A 17,924-nucleotide genomic window follows, 5' to 3' on the forward strand; every position below is an offset into this window, starting at 1 on the left:
CTTCTTAATTATAATTAAGATAATACCAAGATATATCGATTTAGATAGCCTTATTTTAGATATAATGATAAAGTGTTAACTAGTTTATGAACAATATTTTTGATATAATGGAAGTTAAGAAATTACAACAAATTGAAAGTAGGGTGTTACCTTGGATTCTGGTCCGGAAAATTATTTAGTGAATGTAATTGTTATTATCGCAATATTACTTTTGTCTGTGTTATTTACACTGACTGAGTATGCGTTGGTTCGTGTCCGTATTAGTGCATTGAAAGATATGTATGGGAAAAAGCCGCTTAAAAATATTAAGCGGGCTATTCATATGACGGAGAACCTAACGGAGTATCTGTCAACGGCCCAAGTTGGAATCACTTCAACTAGTTTGATTTTAGGTTGGATTGGTGAAAAAACAATAGCAGATGCGATTATACAATCAAATATATTACCCGCGGCTATGGCAAATGCTATTGCATCGGTTGCTGCAATTCTTATTTTTACTGTTATTCATGCTGTTTTTACTGATTTAGTACCTAAAAATATTGCAATTGCAGATCCATTGCCAGTATTATTATTTATTGTCCGTCCTATTATGTTTTTCCATATTGTGTTATACCCATTAATTTGGATTTTAGATCGTTCAGCAAATTGGATTACGCATTTGTTAGGTTATGAAGTTGAAAATGAAGAAGATATTTATTCGCAAACTGAAATTCTCTCATTATCTCGATTATCCGCAAATGCTGGTGAACTTGATGAAGAAGATTTAACATTCATGCGACGAGCATTTGATATGAATGATAAAGTGGCAGAAGATATCATGATTGACCGAACATCGATGGTTGCAGTAGACGTAGACGATTCAATTAGAAACGTTGTTAATTTATATTGGAGAACTAGATATTCAAGGTTCCCAGTTATTGCTAACAATGATAAAGATAAAGTTATCGGGTACGTTTATAGTTATGATTTATTGCGACAGGAAAAAATTGATAAGACAAATTTGATTTCAACAATTATGCGTGATATTCCGGCCGTTCAAGAAAATGCTGAAGTTCATAGTATTATGGATGTTATGGTATCTAAGAGAACACCAATCGTTATCGTCGTTAATGAGTATGGTGGGACTTCAGGGATTGTTACAGATAAAGATATCTATGAAGAATTATTTGGTGTTGTTAGAGAAGAATTTGATGATACGAATGACGATAATATAGTAGATATGGGAAACAATAAATTTAAAGTTTCAGGTAAAGTGACATTATATGATTTTGAAAGATATTTTGATACAACGCTTAAAGAAACGGAAGAAAGTGAAGCGGTGACGCTTACTGGATTTGTGCTTAATAATGACTCAAAATTTCGAGCTAATGATGAAATGAAAATTGCTAATTTTAATATTAAGGCATTGGACTATGAAAATGCTTATATTTCAGAATTTGAAGTAACTGTTTTACCAACAGATAAAAGAGTGATTAACAAAGTGAACGCTTAAAAAAATAGTATTTAGGGTTAGTTTTTAATTAGCTCTAAATGCTATTTTTTTTACTACATTACTGGTAAGGATTATAGCTTGCCAATTGGTAAAAGTAGTAACCATATTAATTTGAATCAAACGACTATTTCGAATTATTTAAAATGGTCACAATATCTGGTAGGAGGAGACAATTATGAAAAATAAAAGGAATATCAGCGCCATCTTATTTGGATTTGTTCCAATGATTATGGGAGTAGTTTTGTATCACAAATTACCCAATAAAATTCCGATTCACTGGAATATAGGTGGTAATATTGATCAGTATGGTGATAAAAATCTAGTTATTATTGGGTTCCCATTATTGATGATTTTAATCAATGTGGTGATAATGGTAATAGATAACACTAATCGTCAAAATAAGAAACTAGATACAGCTTTAATTTGGATTACGCCAATCTTATCAATACTTTTAGCAACAATGATATTTGCTACCGCGTTGGGACATCAGGTTAATATTATTAGCAGTGTTGCACTGATAGTGGGAACATTGCTGATCATCTTAGGAAACTATGCGCCTAAAACGGTTCCTAATAAATATACCAACTTTAGGATGAAGAAAATAACGCAGGATTCTAGTCATCGTGAGAAATTAAATCGTTTATCAGGTGTATGGATGGTCATTATAGGAATATTGATACTTTGTGCGGGAATAGTGGGAATGTTACTGTAATTGTAAAGTTAAAACTGTTAAATAAAAAATCCTTACTATCAGTTTTTAGGCTGATAGTAAGGATTTTTTTCTAACGTTTAGGACGACGTTTCATTTGGCCGCTTTCACCAATTTCATAATCTGAATCATCCATTGATTCCACACTACCAAGTAAGTAGCCATTACCAACTTGAGAGAAGAAATCATGATTAGATGTTGATGTTGAAATTCCGTTCATGACAACAGGATTAACATCAGAAGCTGTATCAGGGAACAAAGGATCTTGGCCTAAATTCATTAGAGCTTTGTTGGCATTGTAACGTAAGAAGGTTAAAACTTCTTCAGTCCAACCAACTTCATCATAAAGTTCATGGGTATATTTTTCTTCGTTTTCATATAATTCAAACAGAAGGTCATACATCCAGGTCTTCATTTTACCTTGTTCTTCTTCAGAAAGTTCGTTGAATCCTAATTGGAATTTATAGCCAATGAAGGTACCATGAACAGATTCATCACGTAAAATTAATTTAATAATTTCAGCAACGTTTGCCAGTTTGTTATGGCCTAAATAGTAAAGTGGCGTATAGAAACCAGAGTAGAATAAGAACGTTTCAAGAAAAACAGAAGCAACTTTTTTCTCCAATGGTGACCCGTTTTGGTAAATACCATTAATACGTTGTGCTTTTTTTTGTAAAAATTCGTTTTTGTCTGTCCATTCGAAAATTTCAGTAATCTCTGAAGCTGTATTCAACGTTGAAAAAATTGATGAATAACTTTTAGCATGAACCGATTCCATAAATTGAATATTATTTAAAACAGCTTCTTCGTGGGCAGTCCGTGTATCATGACGCAACGCTTCCATCCCATCTTGTGATTGCACCGTATCCAACAATGTTAGCCCACCAAAATCATGACCAACTAATGTTTTTTCTGCAGGACTCAGTGTACGCCAATCATCTAAATCATTTGAAAGGGGGATACGTGTATCTAACCAAAATTGTTCTGTTAGTTTTTCCCAAGTTGCTTTATCAACTTGATCTTCAACTTCGTTCCAATTAATTGCTTTGTAACTATCATTATTCATTTAACTTTCCTCCGTTACAGTTTAGATAACACAACTCTCACAAGCGTTTGCGCCAACTTCTTCTTGATCATCAGTAAAGGTTCTGATGTAGTAAATTGACTTAATACCTTTATTATACGCATAATTACGCAAAATGTTTAAGTCACGTGTTGTCATTTTATCTGTCCGACCATTTTTCCATTCGTAGAGGCCTTCAGGAATCGTTGAACGCATGAATAAAGTTAAACTAAGTGATTGATCGATATGTTCCTGTGCAGCAGCGTAAACGTCAATAACTTTACGCATATCCATGTCGTATGCAGAAGTATAGTATGGAATCGTGTCATTTGAAAGGTAAGGAGCTGGATAGTAAATCTTTCCAATTTTCTTTTCTTGACGCTCTTCGATTCGGTTAATAATTGGGTGAAGACTGGCAGTAGTATCGTTAATATATGAAATAGAGCCATTAGGTGCAACAGCCAATCTATTTTGATGATAAAGACCGTCAGTTTGAATATTAGCTTTCAAAGTCGCCCAATCTTCTTGATTAGGGATGTCGATGCCATCAAATAAGGCAGCAACTTTATCAGAAGTAGGGCCCCAATCTTCGTTAAGATACTTATCAAAGTAGGTACCAGTTGCATAAGTACTTTTTTCAAAGTTATGGAATGTTTCATTTTTTTCTTTAGCGATAGCATTTGATGATTTTAATGAGTAATAGTTAAGCATCATAAAATAAACACTAGTGAAATCGATTGAGTCTTCTGAACCATAATGCATATGGTTTTTAGCGAAGTAGGCATGTAAGCCCATTGCACCTAAACCGATGGTATGCGCTAAGTTATTTCCATGTTGAATAGGAGGCACAACATCAATATCTGAACTATCAGTTACAAAAGTTAAAGCGCGAACCATTGAATCAACTGAACGGCCAAAATCTGGAGAAGCCATCATATTAACAATGTTAGTTGAGCCTAAGTTACATGAAATATCAGTCCCCATAACATCGTAGCCTTGTGCATTATTCACAGTTGATGGTGTCTGAACCTGCATGATTTCTGAACAAAGATTACTCATAATGATTTTACCATCAATTGGGTTTGCGCGATTTGCTGTATCAACATTGACAATATAAGGATAGCCTGACTCTTGTTGCAGCTTAGAAATTTCAGTTTCTAATTCGCGGGCAAGAATCGTTTTTTTACTAATATTTTTATTGGCAACCATATTGTCATATTCTTTTGTGATATCAACATAGGAATAAGGGACTCCATATTCTCTTTCAACACCGTAGGGATCGAAAAGATACATCGTTGCATTATCTTTAATGAGTTCGTAAAATTTATCAGGTACAGTGATGCCTAGTGATAAAGTTTTAACACGGATTTTTTCATCAGCATTTTCTTTTTTAGCTGACAGGAAAGCAACAATATCTGGATGGAAGACGTCTAAATAGACAACTCCAGCACCTTGACGCTGTCCTAGTTGGTTAGAATATGAAAAACTATCTTCTAATAATTTCATAACGGGTAGAACACCAGAAGCAGCGCCCTCAATCCCTTTAATTGGTGCACCTGCGCCACGTAAATTACTGAGCGTAATACCAACACCACCACCAATTCGAGATAATTGAAGTGCTGAGTTAATGCCACGTCCAATACCATTCATATCATCAGTAATTTGAATTAGGAAGCAAGAAACTAATTCTCCACGACGTTTACGACCGGCATTTAAGAAACTAGGTGTAGCAGGTTGGTAACGTTGATGAATCATTTCGTCAGCTAAATTCATAGCTAGTTCTGTATTACCATCAGCAAAGTAAAGAACGTTCATTGCAACACGATCAATATAATTTTCAAGGTAATAGGCATTATTATCAGTTTTAAGTGCGTATTGAGCATAAAATTTGTAGGCAGCCATAAATGTACCGAAATGGAATTTTTGAGCTGCTAAATAAGCGTAGAGCTCCTCTATAAATGAGAAGTCATATTTATTATAAAAATCAGTTTCAATATAGTTGTTGTCAATTAAATAATCAAAACGTGCTTTTAATGAATCAAATTGCATTGTATTTTCAGCAACATTTTCTTTCAAAAAGGCGGTTAAGGCTTCTTGATCTTTTTGAAGTGGGATTTGACCGTCTACGGGAATATTAATTTCATTATTTAAATCATAATAAGTGACTTTATCACTATTTAACGTTTTTAATGTCAATTTCATCAACTACTTTCTTCATATTGATTACATCTTCTTCAGTGCCATTGAATTCAAATTCATATAATAATGGGACGTGATAGTCGGTTGCGATATCTTTGGCTGTAAAAATAAAAAGTTGGGCGAAGTTGCGGTTCCCACCGCCAACAACACCCAGTATATTTTCTCTATTTGATTGATATTCAATAAAGTCGTTGACCGATTCAGTGAGCCCAATTTCATAAGTTGGAACAATTAAAATATAGGGTTCATTTAATTCAATAAGCGGGTTTGTTGGATCGATTTCAAATGAAGGATAGCCAATTTTATTGATGAAGCGTCGTGTTTGTCCAGTAATGCTAAAGAAAACAATTTTCATTAGACTGCCAACTTTTTAAGCATATCAGGACGAAATCCTGCGATTGTATCGAATCCAGTAGCTTCTATAACAGGAACAGCTTGGAAACCTTGGCCTTTCAAGTAATCGATTGCGTTATCGTCTTCGGAAATGTTACGTTCATCAAAGTCGACGTTGTTTTCTTCTAAAAAACGTTTTGTCATTTTGCATTGGATGCAGTTGTTTTTTGTAAATACAGTAACTTTTTTCATTATATAAATTCCCCTTTGTTGTTTTGTTTAATAAGATAAGTATACAACACATAATCCAAAAATCAATTGAAAAAAACACTACATTTAGTGTGATTTTAAGTTGCATCACACAAGATGTAGTGTTCAAGGTCTTGGATTGTTTATATTAAATTTTGATTGCGAAAATTCGATTTTCTCCGTATTATAGAAACTATTGAGAAAGTAGGTAAAAATATGACGAATTATTATTTTTCGAAAAATCCAGATGTTATTCATGATGAAAAAGAATGGACATTTAAACTGTTGAACAACGAGTTTAAGTTTACCACAGATAATGGTGTATTTTCAAAAAAAACAGTCGATTTTGGTTCAAGAGTTTTATTAAATGCAGTTGAGCAACAAAAAATAATTCCGGGAAATATTTTAGATGTTGGATGTGGATACGGTCCAATAGGACTTGCTATAGCCAAGAATCAACCAGAACGAAAAATAGACATGACAGATGTAAACGAATTAGCATTAGAATTAGCAAAGAAGAACGCGGTAATCAATAAAATTAATAATATAGAAGTTTTTGAATCTGCCGCATACAGTCATGTAAAAAAGACAGATTATGCTGCAATTCTTACAAACCCGCCTATTAGAGCAGGCAAAGAGGTCGTTCATGAAATTTTAAGTGGCGCATTCGACCATTTAAAAGTTGGCGGACAATTGTTTGCTGTATTACAAAAGAAACAAGGGGCAAGTTCGGCTCAAAAGAGAATGACTGAAGTTTTTGGTAATTGTGACATTATTTTAAAAGATAAAGGTTACTATATTTTAATGAGTGTGAAGTAAATGGTAGAAAAATTAACTGAAGAACAAAAAGAATTTTTTATGCGCGAAGCTTTATATGAAGCAAGAAATGCAAAAATTATTGGTGAAGTACCAATTGGCTGTGTTGTTGTACAAAATGGTGAGATTATTGGACGAGGCCATAATATTCGTGAACACGTGCAAGATGCAACCCTTCACGCTGAAATTTTAGCCATCCAAGAAGCCTGTGCTACGATTCATAGCTGGCGTCTTGTAGATGCGCAATTATTCGTAACACTAGAACCATGCCCAATGTGTAGTGGTGCGATTATCAATTCAAGAATCCCCGAAGTTTACTTTGGTGCATTTGATCCTAAAGCAGGAACTGCAGGCAGCATTGGGAACTTATTAACGGATGAACGATTTAATCATCAAGCAAAAGTAGAATCTGGATTATTATTAGATGAAGCCAAAGACCTACTCCAATCATTCTTTAGAGAAGTTCGTCGTAAAAGAAAAGAAAAAAAGCAATCATAAAGGTAGCTTTTTGTTGGAATTTAATGTATTATAATAATTGCCGCAAGGCCTTAAGGCAATAGTGTGCTTACGAATTGTGTCAGATCCGGAAGGAAGCAGCACTAAGTTTGATTCACTTTGTGCCTTAAGTAATTATGATTATTTAAGACTCTTAGTCAGAAATGGCTGAGAGATTTTTTTATTTAAAAAGCTATTTATAGATTTTGAAAGGAGAGATTGTGATGAGTTACCAAGCTTTATACCGTGTCTGGCGTCCACAAAAATTTAGTGATTTAGTTGGACAAAACATGATTACGCAGACGTTGAAAAATGCAATTATGACACAACAAACAAGTCATGCATACATTTTTAATGGTCCACGTGGAACAGGTAAAACGTCCGCAGCTAAAATTTTTGCTAAGGCAGTTAATTGTCACTTCCAGGAAAATGGCGAACCATGTAACAAATGTGAGACATGTATCGCTATTACGAATGGTCAATTAAACGATGTTATCGAAATTGATGCCGCTTCTAATAATGGGGTTGAAGAAATTCGTGATATCCGTGACAAAGTAAAGTATGCACCCACACAAGCTGATTTTAAAATCTATATTATTGATGAAGTTCATATGCTATCTACGGGTGCTTTTAATGCACTCTTGAAGACGCTTGAAGAACCACCTGAAAATGTTATTTTTATTCTTGCTACAACGGAACCACATAAGATTCCAGCAACCATTATTTCTAGAACTCAGAAATTTGATTTCAAGCGTATTACGCCAGCTGACAGTTATGAACGAATGGTTTATATTTTGTCTGAAAAAGGAATTGAATATGAAGAACCAGCGCTTAAAGTTATCGCTAAAGCAGCTGAAGGTGGAATGCGGGATGCTTTGAGTATTTTAGATCAGGTCATTTCATTCGGTGATAACAAGGTGACTTTGGATAATGCTTTGTTAGTAACCGGTAGTGTAACACAGGATAAAATACAGAATTACGTCACGGAAGTTAGTCAAAAAGCGACTACTGAGGCATTAGAAACGATACAAGCAATTATAGACGAAGGTAAAGATTCAACTAGATTAATCGAAGATTTAATTGCCTATAGTCGTGATTTACTATTATATCAGCAAGCACCAGCACTTATTAATCAACTAGAATTAGGGATGGTTAATGATGATTTTAAAAACTTATCACAGACTATTTCTGCTGATTTCTTATACCAAATGATAAATGTTTTAAATGAAATTCAACAACAAATGCGATTTACAACACATCCAGATGTTTATTTAGAAGTATTAACAATTCGATTATCACAATTTAATACCTCTGATACGATTGCGGAGACGACTCAATCAGAATTAAGTTCAGATGCATCTAAACAAATTAATAATTTAACTAAAACAGTTGAAGACTTGAAAAAGCAAATAATTGATTTAAGTCAGAATGATAATCAACCGCAAGTGGCAGTAATAGCTAAGCCTAAAAAAGTTGCCTCTACTCAAAAAAAAGCAACATTAAATTTATCTCAAATTTATCCTATTTTAGATCACGCAACAAAAGAAAGTTTGGTACAATTAAAACAGGTTTGGCCAGAGTTGTTGCATCAACTTTCAGTTACACAACGTGCGATTATGCAAGCTAGTGAACCGGTTGCGGCTAGTCCTGACAGTGTACTTGTTAGTTTTAATTACGAATTCTTGTCTGTCAAAGCTTCAAGTGATACAGAGTTACTCGATGCTTTAGGTAATGGGTTAGATCGATTATTACATCATGTCCCTAAGGTGGTCTGTATTACAGCAGAGCAATGGCCAGAAGTCCGAAAATCTTACATTAAACAAAATGAGCACGAGGGAACTGAAACAATTATTGAGCCAGAACCTGAAGTAGTAGAACCAATTGTTTCAAAAGCTGAAGAAATTTTTGGAACAGAAAATATAGAAATTAAACAGGATTAGAAAGGAAGTAATTAATAATGATGCGTGGAAATGGTAATATGCAAGGTATGATGAAACAAATGCAAAAATTACAAAAAGATATGACAAAAGACCAAGAGGCTTTGAATGCAACTGAATTTGTTGGCGAAGCTTCAAATGATTTAGTTAAGGTAACCTTTACAGGGGACAAAAAAATGACTGATATCATGATTAAAGAAGAAGCAGTCGATCCTGATGATGTTGATATGTTACAAGATTTAATTATTATGGCTGTTAATGATGCTATGACAAAAATTGAAAAAACAACAACTGATAAATTGGGTAAATATTCTCAAGGGATGCCTGGACTATAAACTTAAAATTAAAGAAGGCTAAAGAAAATGCAATATCCTGAACCTATCGCAAAATTGATTGAAAGTTATATGAAATTACCAGGTATTGGTGGTAAAACTGCTACAAGATTAGCTTTTTTTACAATTGATATGGATGAAGATGATGTCACCGATTTTGCTAAATCACTAATATCTGCCAAACGAGACCTACATTATTGTAGTATCTGTGGCAATATTACTGAAGAAGATCCTTGTCAGATTTGTTCTGATTCATCACGTGATCAAACCAAAGTTATTGTTGTAGAAGAACCTAAAGATGTGATGTCTTTAGAAAAAATGAAAGAGTATCACGGCTTGTATCACGTGCTTCATGGTGTATTATCACCAATTGAAGGTAAAGGGCCGGAAGATATTAATATCACAAGTTTATTAACACGTCTTCAATCGCATCCCGATATGCAGGAAGTTATTATTGCGACAAATGCAACGCCAGAAGGTGAAGCAACGTCAATGTATTTATCGAGATTGATTAAACCGGCTGGAATTAAAGTGACAAGATTAGCCCATGGACTATCTGTAGGTAGCGATATTGAGTACGCAGATGAAATGACGTTGTTTAAAGCGATTGAAGGACGTACTGAAATATAGAAATGAGCTGACGGTGTAATGTTTAATAAAAAAACAAAACTTAAATTACGTAAAGAGTATGACGCTAAGTTGCTAGAGTCAATTGATCTCGCTAAAATAGCATGGGATCAAGCCAAACAAACTGAAGAGGCCATTTACGAAGTTGATGAAGAATTAATTAATGAAACACAGATGGCAAGAAAAAGATATTTCTTTCTCTATAATGAAGCGCGTGTTCGTTCAGTTAAAGGGCATATGCAGGCTTCAGTAATCACACATTAAATTAGAAAGAACGTTGAGACAATTCGCCTAACTTGTCTTGGCGTTTTTTTGTGAAATGCTGATTAGATTTATTAAATAAGAGATAGTATACTAATAGTAGGTTTATCTTATGGACAGGTTTTTAAGATTCAAGTACAATAATAATAAGTATTGGGGTCGTTAATGTGACTGGAAAATTTATAACGATTGAAGGACCAGATGGGTCCGGCAAAACGAGTGCCTTAAAAGGTATTATAAAAAAGATACAAAATAACTTGGTAAAAGAATTAGTTATAACACGTGAACCAGGTGGAAGTCCGATATCTGAAGCCATTCGTGAAGTTGTCTTAAATCAAGATTATCCAGAGATGGATAAACGAACTGAAGCATTATTGTTTGCAGCATCAAGACGTCAGCATATCGCAGAAATAATTTTCCCAGCACTTAAGGAAGATAAAATTGTAATATGTGATCGTTATGTTGATAGTTCAATTGCTTACCAAGGTGCTGGTAGAGATATCGGAACGCAAGCGGTTGCTGATATGAACCTATTTGCAACAAATGGAACAGAACCTGATTTAACTTTATACTTTGACGTACCATCAGAAATTGGATTAAAACGAATTTTTGAGCATCGTCAAAATGAAATAAATCGTTTAGATGATGAAAAGTTAGAGTTCCATCAAAAAGTACGCAAAGCATACCAACAATTAGCAGTGAAAAATCCAGAACGTATTATAACCATTAATGCGGCGCAACCTTTGGAAAAAGTAATTGACGATTGTATTGACGTTCTGAAGAAAAAATTACCCGAGTCTTTTAAATAAATGAAATGAGGGAATTCAAATGAAATTAATTACAGCGATTGTTCAAGATAAAGATAGTAACCGATTAAGCAATATATTTATAGATTCAAATGTCCGTGCAACAAAACTATCAACAACTGGTGGTTTTTTAAAGTCTGGTAATACAACCTTTTTAATTGGTATTGAAGATGAACGTGTTGATGAGGTATTACAAATCATTAAAGAGACATCATCAACGCGTGAACAATTTATGGCCCCCCCTGTTAACTTAGATGTTTCAATGGATGCACAAGTACCATTTCCATTAGAAGTTCAGGTTGGTGGTGCAACAGTATTTGTCTTACCAGTAGAAGAGTTTCATCAATTTTAGGAGTAAATAGTAATGACAGAATTAGCTGATGAAACCAGTAATATTAAAATTCAAGAATTACAGCCAAAATTAATTGAACATTTTGAAAAATTGATAATAACAAATAAGTTAGCCCATGCTTATCTATTTTCCGGACCAGAAGGTATTGGTAAGGTTGAACTAGCACAATGGATTGCAATGCGACTCTTTTGTACTGCTGACGAGGATCAAAAGCCTTGCGGTGTATGTGGTGAATGTCAACGAATTCTATCAGGTAATCACCCTGATATCGTGAGTGTTAAGCCTGAAGGCCAGTCAATTAAAGTTGATCAAATTCGATTTTTGAAATCAGAATTTTCAAAAAGTGGTGTTGAAGGTAGCCAAAAGATTTTTATAATTGAAAAAGCTGAGAGTATGACAGCTAGTGCTGCGAACAGTTTACTTAAATTTTTAGAAGAGCCTGTTGGAAATGTGAAAGCTTTCTTATTAACAGAAAATAAAAATCAAATTTTGCCAACTATTCAATCACGGTGCCAACTGGTTAATTTTGTCGCACTCTCTCAAGAAAAATTGATTCAAAATTTATTAAATCAAGGTATCTTGAAAGATCAGGCTCAGTTACTTGTTCATGTAACTGAGAGTACAAGCCATGCTGTAGCATTAGCACAAGATGAGAATTTTACTGAAATGACAAATCAAGTTTGGAATTGGTTCAGTAAATTATTGAAAAATGATGCTGAAAGTTTCATTTTGGTACAAACAAAACTAGTGCCACTCGCAAAAGAAAAACAACAACAGGCATTGATGGTTGATTTAATGGTACTGTTAGCGCGTGATTGTTTACTTGTCCGTTATAATCGTAAGGAACAAGTGAGTTTTTCTAATCGTTTAACTGAAATTGATAAAATAACTCAAATGATTAGTGATAAAAAGTTAGTTGCTATATTAGATGGTTGTTTACAAATTAAAACGATGCTCCAAATAAATATGACATTTCAAAGTGCAATTGAAGTAACAACGTTAAAATTAATAGATTTATAAAATATGAAATGAAGGTGATTTTGTGGATAAGCGTCAACTATATGATAATTTTATAGCTATCGAGGAAGAAATGAAAAAAATGTTATCGAGTTTTGAAACAATAAAATCTGATATGACTGGTGTTCTTGAAAATAACGCTGAATTGGAGATTGAAAACCAACATTTGAGAGAACGATTAAGTGAAATAGAACGACAAACGTCTAAGAATTTTAATGAATCTTCCGATGCAAATCTGTCAAAATCACGTCAAAACTTAGAAAAATTATATGATCAAGGTTTTCATATTTGTAATATTGAAGGGATGTACGGATCACGTCGAGTCGATGATGAACCTTGTGCTTTCTGTTTAGATTTAATTTATGGGGAGCGCGAAGTATGAGTGAAATAGCAGCACAAAGCAGTTTTCAAGGTAAAGGGACAACTGGGTCATTATATTTAGTACCGACACCAATTGGTAATTTATCTGATATGACGTTTAGAGCGATTGATATTTTAAAAGAGGTTGACTATATAGCAGCCGAAGATACACGAAACACACAAAAATTATTAAATCATTTTGAAATTGAAACAAGTCAATTGAGTTTTCATGAACATAATACGCAAGAACGTATTCCGCAATTTGTTGATAAAATATTGGCTGGTCAATCAATCGCACAAGTAAGTGATGCAGGAATGCCATCAATTAGTGATCCTGGGCATGATCTTGTTAAAGCATGTATTGAAGCTAAGATTCCAGTTGTGCCACTTCCTGGGGCAAATGCCGGGATCACTGCATTAATAGCTTCTGGATTAGCGCCACAACCGTTCTTATTCTATGGTTTTTTATCGCGAAAACCTAAGAGTCAAAAAGAAGAATTAGCTGAGTTGAAAAATCAAACAATGACGCTTATTTTTTATGAAGCACCACATCGCTTGAAAAAAACATTAACACAAATAGCTGCTAGCCTTGGTGGTCAGCGTAAAGTTGTACTATGCCGAGAATTAACTAAACGTTATGAAGAATTCTTGCGTGGAACACTGGATGATGCTATCAAATGGGCTGGCACTGAGCAAGTCCGTGGAGAATTTTGTGTAATTGTTGAGGGAAATGATTCGCCAGAAGCAACGGAAGTTGATCATCTGGCTAATATGTCAATTGAAGAACAAGTTGATTATTTGATTGAAACAGGTATGAAAACTAATGATGCGATAAAAGAGATTGCTAAGAAACAAGAGATGAAAAAACAAGAAGTTTATAATCTGTATCATCAGATTTAAGGAGTGAACATATTGGCAGATAATAAATTTAGTGAGCTACATCGTGCGGTTTACTATGAAGGCGATAAAAGTGGGCGTGTGACAGTAGCAATGCTAATTAACATGATTATTTTGGTTTCAACAGACCAAAGTGATAGCTTAGGAATTACTGAAAAAGATTTAACAAATTTGGGCTTTGGTTGGGTTATTACACAATATCTTATTGATATTTCGAGAATACCACATATTGATGAGAATTTAACATTAACTACTGAGGCTGTTTCGTACAATCGTTTCTTCTGTTACCGAGATTTCTGGGTTCATGATGAAGCAGGTAATGAGTGTGCACATATTCATGCTGTATTTGTTTTAATGGATCATAAAACACGTAAAATGACTCGTGTATTGCCAGAAGTTATTGAACCTTTTGGTGCTGAATATACACGAAGAATTGAGCGTTTGGAGAAACCAGTTGGTATCATGAAAGAAGATACAATAGCTGCTAAAAAATCATATGACGTTCGATTCTTTGATATTGATCCAAATCAACATGTAAACAATTCAAAATATTTTGATTGGTTATTAGATTCATTGTCAGAAGACTTTTTAATGTCACATGATTTGAAACATATGAATATTAAATATGAAAAAGAAATTCACTATGGTCATAAGATAGATAGTATCGTTGTTATTGATAACTTAACGACACATCACCAGATTAAAATTGGTGATGATGTTTATTGTGAAGCTGACTGTGAGTGGACGAAACGTTAGAATAAAAAATGCTCTGAGTAACTGGAAGTCTATCCAGTTACTCAGAGCATTTTTTATATTTTTATGATAAAGCATCTGCGACATAAATCGAGAGTTCTTCTTTTTCAAGACCAGCACTTAATCCAACCAATAGTTTGATTCTTGCTTTTTGACCATTTAAGCCACGACAGAAGATGCCGCCCATTTTTTTCAATTGAACGCCACCACCTTCATAGTCGTAAACATCTTGTGCCACGCCATTAAAGCAACGTGAAACAATTACAACTGGAATATCGCGATCAATTAATTTTTGAAGATTAGCTAAAACTTGTGGGGGAAGATTTCCTGCACCAAGAGCTTCAATGACAATACCGTTCGTTTGGTCATTATTAAGAAAACCAAGTAAATCAGCATCCATTCCAGCATAAGCCTTAATTAAATAAACATGATCAACAACTTTGTCGATTGCTAAGCAAGTCTGGCTTAGCAATTCGGCAAAAAAGGTCACGTTATCTTTAGCGATACTACCAATTGGGCCAAACGTTGGTGTTCTAAAAGTTGCGACATTTGTTGTATGTGTTTTTGTTACATAGCGTGCTGTATGAATTTCATCATTCATAACAACTAAGACACCTTTATCAACTGCATCATCACTTGCTGCAGTTAAGATGGCTGTTTGAAAATTGTGTAAGCCATCTGAGCCTATTTCATTTGCGGAACGCATAGCACCTGTTAAAACGACAGGTAGATGGTTCGGTAATGTAAGATCTAAAAAATAAGCAGTTTCTTCTAATGTATCCGTACCGTGAGTAATAACAATACCATCAATCGCTTCCGCGGATGCACGCATAATTCTTTTTTGAATAATTAGCATCTCTATGGGGCCAATATGTGGGGATGGTAAGTTAAAAATATTTTCAGTGATTAAATCGAAACGATCACCAAATGGATTTTCAACTTGGTTTAAAGGGTTTTCTGCACCAGGTGCAACTGCGCCTGTTTCTTGATTTTCAGACATGGCGATTGTACCACCAGTGTGTAAAATTAATATTTTTTTCATATTTTCCTCCTTGCTGACACTTAGATTATACATATTATATTGTACTTTGACTATGAATTTGTTACTGTATATGAACAGATAAGGTGGTTATGAGAATGAAAGAAAAACAATTAAGTAAGAATGAGTATTTATTTATTAGCTCAATGTTATTCGGTTTATTTTTTGGCGCGGGAAATTTAATTTTTCCAGTCTTTGTAGGTCAACAATCCGGACAAAACCTGTGGATAGGTAATTTAGGCTTTCTAATTGCTGGTGTTGGGTTACCTTTTTTAGGTGTAATTGCTATTGGATTGTCTAAAAGTAGGGGAGTTTTCGATTTAGCCTCTAAGGTTAATCGAACGTATGGCATAATTTTCACAATGTTGCTCTACCTAACTATTGGACCGCTATTTGCAGGTCCAAGATCAGCAACTATTCCGTTTGAAATTGGAATTGCACCACATATTAAAGCCAGCCAACATTCAGTATGGCTATTATTATTTTCAATTTTATTCTTCACAATAGTTTGGCTTTTGGCAGTTAAACCAACCAAGATATTAGTCTATGTTGGTAAGTATTTAAATCCCATATTTTTATGTGCGTTGGCTATTTTATTGTTATTTGTATTTATTAAGCCAATGGGTAATTTTTCAGATTTCCCCGCAACAAGTTCTTACAAGAATGGTGCTTTTATGTCTGCTTTTGGGCAAGGATATTACACTATGGATGCACTCGCTGGTTTGGCTTTTGGTATTATCATTGTGGATACAATTAAAGATTTAGGTATTACGAATCCTAAATCAATTACTAAAGGGATTATCTATTCTGGTAGTATCAGTGTTATTTTGATGGGAATCATCTATACATGCTTGGCCTATCTTGGGGCAACGAGTCTGGGTGTATTTCCACATTCTGGTAATGGTGGTGCTATTTTAGCTCAAGTTGCTCAACGTTATTTTGGACAATTCGGAAGTTTCTTTCTTGCTGCAATTATTGTTGTTGCTTGTATTAAAACGGCAATTGGCGTGACTAGCGCATGTGCTAAAACATGTGTTGAAATTATTGGTCATGGTAGCTATAAATTGTATTTAACACTTGGTTGTGTGATTAGTTGTTTAATTGCCAACGTTGGGTTAGATCAATTAATTACATTATCAACACCAGTTTTGATGTTGCTTTACCCACTTGCTATTGTATTGATGATTGCTGCCTGTTTAGAACCTACTTTAAATAAGTATGACTTAAAAGTCAGCATTATCTACAAATGGTTAACCGTTTTAACGCTTTTTAGTGCCATTTTTGATGGACTAAACGCGATGCCAATTTCAATTAAAAATTTAGCTTTTGCTAAAAATATGTTAGCATTTGCAAATCATTATTTACCACTGTTTAATATTGGCTTAAGTTGGATAGTTCCTGCTGCGTTAGGATTACTTATGGGACTAATTTTTATGATTCGTGAAAAGAAAATAAATTAAAAAGAAACACCCAAAGTTATTTTCTTTTTAGTGGTATACTACACAAGTAGTAAAATACAAAATTTCGGGGTAGAGAATACAGCGTTAAGTGCCAAAAGGACGGAATGTGTCTTTTGGACGAAGGCTAGCGATAGCTGCGGTTGTGTTTTCGCATTCGCCGCATACCACAATGTGGCAACTCCAACGAGGAGATGTCTGAATCATGGAAAATTTAACAAAGAGGTTAACCGCAAAGAATATAGCGGTGATGGGTCTATTATTGGCTGGTCAAATTATTCTAACTAATTTATTATCGTATCAGGTATTGACGTTACGGATAAGTTTCACTTTTATTGCGACTTATCTATTAGCGGCGTGGTTTGGCCCATTACTGGGTGGTATTGGTTCTGTTTTATCGGATTTACTTGGAACAGTATTATTCAGTAAAGGAGGTACATTTTTCTGGGGATTCTCGCTATCTGCTTTCTTAGGTGCGTTTTTCTATGGACTTGTATTTTATAAAAAACCATTTACGTTACCGCGAATTATTATTGCCGTATTAATCAATGTCGTTGTTATTGATTTATTGTTAAATACATTCTGGCTAGTATTAATGTACCAGTCACCTTGGACAATTATCTATGCACGTGCTATCAAAGATTTAATTTTAATTCCAATTCAAATTATTTTGTTATATATGGTTGGTAATAATAAACAAATCCAAAGATTAGGTAAACGATTATAGGAG

General features: G+C 34.2%; 21 protein-coding genes, 1 other RNA gene and 1 riboswitch. Of the genes, 17 read left to right on the plus strand and 5 right to left on the minus strand.

From position 1 onward, the window contains the following. The first annotated feature begins 151 nt into the window (after nucleotides 1–151). Both AC1RPY_RS06780 and AC1RPY_RS06785 read left to right on the plus strand, forming a co-directional pair. Nucleotides 152–1,492 (plus strand): hemolysin family protein, encoded by a 1,341-nt coding sequence (locus AC1RPY_RS06780; RefSeq protein ID WP_481761898.1) that lies wholly within the window; start codon nucleotides 152–154, stop codon nucleotides 1,490–1,492. Nucleotides 1,493–1,667: 175 nt separating this feature from the next. Next, on the plus strand, nucleotides 1,668–2,204 hold the full coding sequence (locus tag AC1RPY_RS06785; protein WP_481761899.1) for a DUF1648 domain-containing protein: 537 nt from the start codon (nucleotides 1,668–1,670) through the stop codon (nucleotides 2,202–2,204). Nucleotides 2,205–2,274: 70 nt separating this feature from the next. Here the strand turns inward: AC1RPY_RS06785 and nrdF are convergent, their stop codons facing one another. The 4 genes from nrdF to nrdH are packed head-to-tail and all read right to left on the minus strand — an operon-like array spanning nucleotide 2,275 to nucleotide 6,048. Next, nucleotides 2,275–3,267, minus strand: a complete 993-nt coding sequence (nrdF, locus tag AC1RPY_RS06790; RefSeq protein ID WP_409021529.1) for a class 1b ribonucleoside-diphosphate reductase subunit beta — start codon at nucleotides 3,265–3,267, stop codon at nucleotides 2,275–2,277. A 21-nt stretch (nucleotides 3,268–3,288) separates the two neighbouring features. Then, nucleotides 3,289–5,466, minus strand: coding sequence for a class 1b ribonucleoside-diphosphate reductase subunit alpha (gene nrdE, locus AC1RPY_RS06795; RefSeq protein ID WP_481761900.1), 2,178 nt, complete (start codon nucleotides 5,464–5,466; stop codon nucleotides 3,289–3,291). Next, a complete protein-coding gene (gene nrdI / locus AC1RPY_RS06800) occupies nucleotides 5,438–5,818 on the minus strand; it encodes a class Ib ribonucleoside-diphosphate reductase assembly flavoprotein NrdI (RefSeq protein WP_481761901.1) in 381 nt (126 codons plus the stop codon). The genes nrdE and nrdI overlap by 29 nt, the downstream gene beginning before the upstream one ends. Further along, the gene (nrdH, locus tag AC1RPY_RS06805) at nucleotides 5,818–6,048 is read right to left on the minus strand and encodes a glutaredoxin-like protein NrdH (protein WP_481761902.1); all 231 of its coding nucleotides are present in this window, start codon (nucleotides 6,046–6,048) and stop codon (nucleotides 5,818–5,820) included. Before nrdH ends, nrdI begins: the two co-directional genes overlap by 1 nt. A 213-nt stretch (nucleotides 6,049–6,261) precedes the next feature. Here nrdH and AC1RPY_RS06810 point away from each other — a divergent pair, with 213 nt between their 5' ends. The 13 genes from AC1RPY_RS06810 to AC1RPY_RS06870 all read left to right on the plus strand — a co-directional run bounded on the left by AC1RPY_RS06810 (nucleotide 6,262) and on the right by AC1RPY_RS06870 (nucleotide 14,701). Beyond that, on the plus strand, nucleotides 6,262–6,864 hold the full coding sequence (locus tag AC1RPY_RS06810) for a class I SAM-dependent methyltransferase (RefSeq protein ID WP_481761903.1): 603 nt from the start codon (nucleotides 6,262–6,264) through the stop codon (nucleotides 6,862–6,864). Then, a complete protein-coding gene (tadA, locus tag AC1RPY_RS06815) occupies nucleotides 6,865–7,359 on the plus strand; it encodes a tRNA adenosine(34) deaminase TadA (RefSeq protein ID WP_409021525.1) in 495 nt (164 codons plus the stop codon). Between the two features lie 47 nt (nucleotides 7,360–7,406). Then, nucleotides 7,407–7,493, plus strand: an RNA gene (gene ffs, locus AC1RPY_RS06820) — signal recognition particle sRNA small type. Between the two features lie 87 nt (nucleotides 7,494–7,580). Further along, nucleotides 7,581–9,296, plus strand: coding sequence for a DNA polymerase III subunit gamma/tau (dnaX, locus tag AC1RPY_RS06825; RefSeq protein ID WP_481761904.1), 1,716 nt, complete (start codon nucleotides 7,581–7,583; stop codon nucleotides 9,294–9,296). A 17-nt stretch (nucleotides 9,297–9,313) separates the two neighbouring features. Further along, complete coding sequence (locus AC1RPY_RS06830) at nucleotides 9,314–9,628, plus strand: YbaB/EbfC family nucleoid-associated protein (protein WP_409021523.1); 315 nt, start codon at nucleotides 9,314–9,316, stop codon at nucleotides 9,626–9,628. 27 nt (nucleotides 9,629–9,655) lie between these two features. Next, nucleotides 9,656–10,255: a recombination mediator RecR gene (gene recR, locus AC1RPY_RS06835; RefSeq protein ID WP_409021522.1), complete on the plus strand. Its 600-nt coding sequence runs from the start codon at nucleotides 9,656–9,658 to the stop codon at nucleotides 10,253–10,255. A gap of 18 nt (nucleotides 10,256–10,273) precedes the next feature. Next, nucleotides 10,274–10,516, plus strand: a complete 243-nt coding sequence (locus tag AC1RPY_RS06840) for a YaaL family protein (protein WP_481761905.1) — start codon at nucleotides 10,274–10,276, stop codon at nucleotides 10,514–10,516. A gap of 164 nt (nucleotides 10,517–10,680) precedes the next feature. Continuing rightward, a complete protein-coding gene (gene tmk, locus AC1RPY_RS06845) occupies nucleotides 10,681–11,322 on the plus strand; it encodes a dTMP kinase (RefSeq protein WP_481761906.1) in 642 nt (213 codons plus the stop codon). 19 nt (nucleotides 11,323–11,341) lie between these two features. Continuing rightward, nucleotides 11,342–11,671 (plus strand): cyclic-di-AMP receptor, encoded by a 330-nt coding sequence (locus tag AC1RPY_RS06850; RefSeq protein WP_409021519.1) that lies wholly within the window; start codon nucleotides 11,342–11,344, stop codon nucleotides 11,669–11,671. A 12-nt stretch (nucleotides 11,672–11,683) separates the two neighbouring features. Then, on the plus strand, nucleotides 11,684–12,691 hold the full coding sequence (gene holB, locus AC1RPY_RS06855; protein ID WP_481761907.1) for a DNA polymerase III subunit delta': 1,008 nt from the start codon (nucleotides 11,684–11,686) through the stop codon (nucleotides 12,689–12,691). A 22-nt stretch (nucleotides 12,692–12,713) separates the two neighbouring features. Beyond that, nucleotides 12,714–13,070, plus strand: coding sequence for a DNA replication initiation control protein YabA (locus tag AC1RPY_RS06860; protein ID WP_481761908.1), 357 nt, complete (start codon nucleotides 12,714–12,716; stop codon nucleotides 13,068–13,070). Further along, a complete protein-coding gene (rsmI, locus tag AC1RPY_RS06865; RefSeq protein WP_481761909.1) occupies nucleotides 13,067–13,948 on the plus strand; it encodes a 16S rRNA (cytidine(1402)-2'-O)-methyltransferase in 882 nt (293 codons plus the stop codon). The genes AC1RPY_RS06860 and rsmI overlap by 4 nt, the downstream gene beginning before the upstream one ends. A 12-nt stretch (nucleotides 13,949–13,960) precedes the next feature. Beyond that, nucleotides 13,961–14,701 carry an acyl-[acyl-carrier-protein] thioesterase gene (locus AC1RPY_RS06870; protein WP_481761910.1) on the plus strand — a complete coding sequence of 247 codons (741 nt, stop codon included), beginning with the start codon at nucleotides 13,961–13,963 and terminating at the stop codon, nucleotides 14,699–14,701. A gap of 61 nt (nucleotides 14,702–14,762) precedes the next feature. On the opposite strand, the gene AC1RPY_RS06875 is transcribed toward AC1RPY_RS06870, so the two are convergent. After that, on the minus strand, nucleotides 14,763–15,740 hold the full coding sequence (locus tag AC1RPY_RS06875; protein ID WP_481761911.1) for an asparaginase: 978 nt from the start codon (nucleotides 15,738–15,740) through the stop codon (nucleotides 14,763–14,765). Nucleotides 15,741–15,835: 95 nt separating this feature from the next. Here AC1RPY_RS06875 and brnQ point away from each other — a divergent pair, with 95 nt between their 5' ends. Together brnQ and AC1RPY_RS06885 are read left to right on the plus strand one after the other, a co-directional pair. Then, nucleotides 15,836–17,197 (plus strand): branched-chain amino acid transport system II carrier protein, encoded by a 1,362-nt coding sequence (gene brnQ, locus AC1RPY_RS06880; RefSeq protein WP_481761912.1) that lies wholly within the window; start codon nucleotides 15,836–15,838, stop codon nucleotides 17,195–17,197. A 63-nt stretch (nucleotides 17,198–17,260) separates the two neighbouring features. Beyond that, nucleotides 17,261–17,359, plus strand: a riboswitch (THF riboswitch). 40 nt (nucleotides 17,360–17,399) lie between these two features. Beyond that, complete coding sequence (locus AC1RPY_RS06885; protein WP_481761940.1) at nucleotides 17,400–17,921, plus strand: folate family ECF transporter S component; 522 nt, start codon at nucleotides 17,400–17,402, stop codon at nucleotides 17,919–17,921. Nucleotides 17,922–17,924 lie beyond the last annotated feature (3 nt).

Source organism: Dellaglioa sp. CoH-56-MRSF-12 (genome assembly GCF_056782075.1).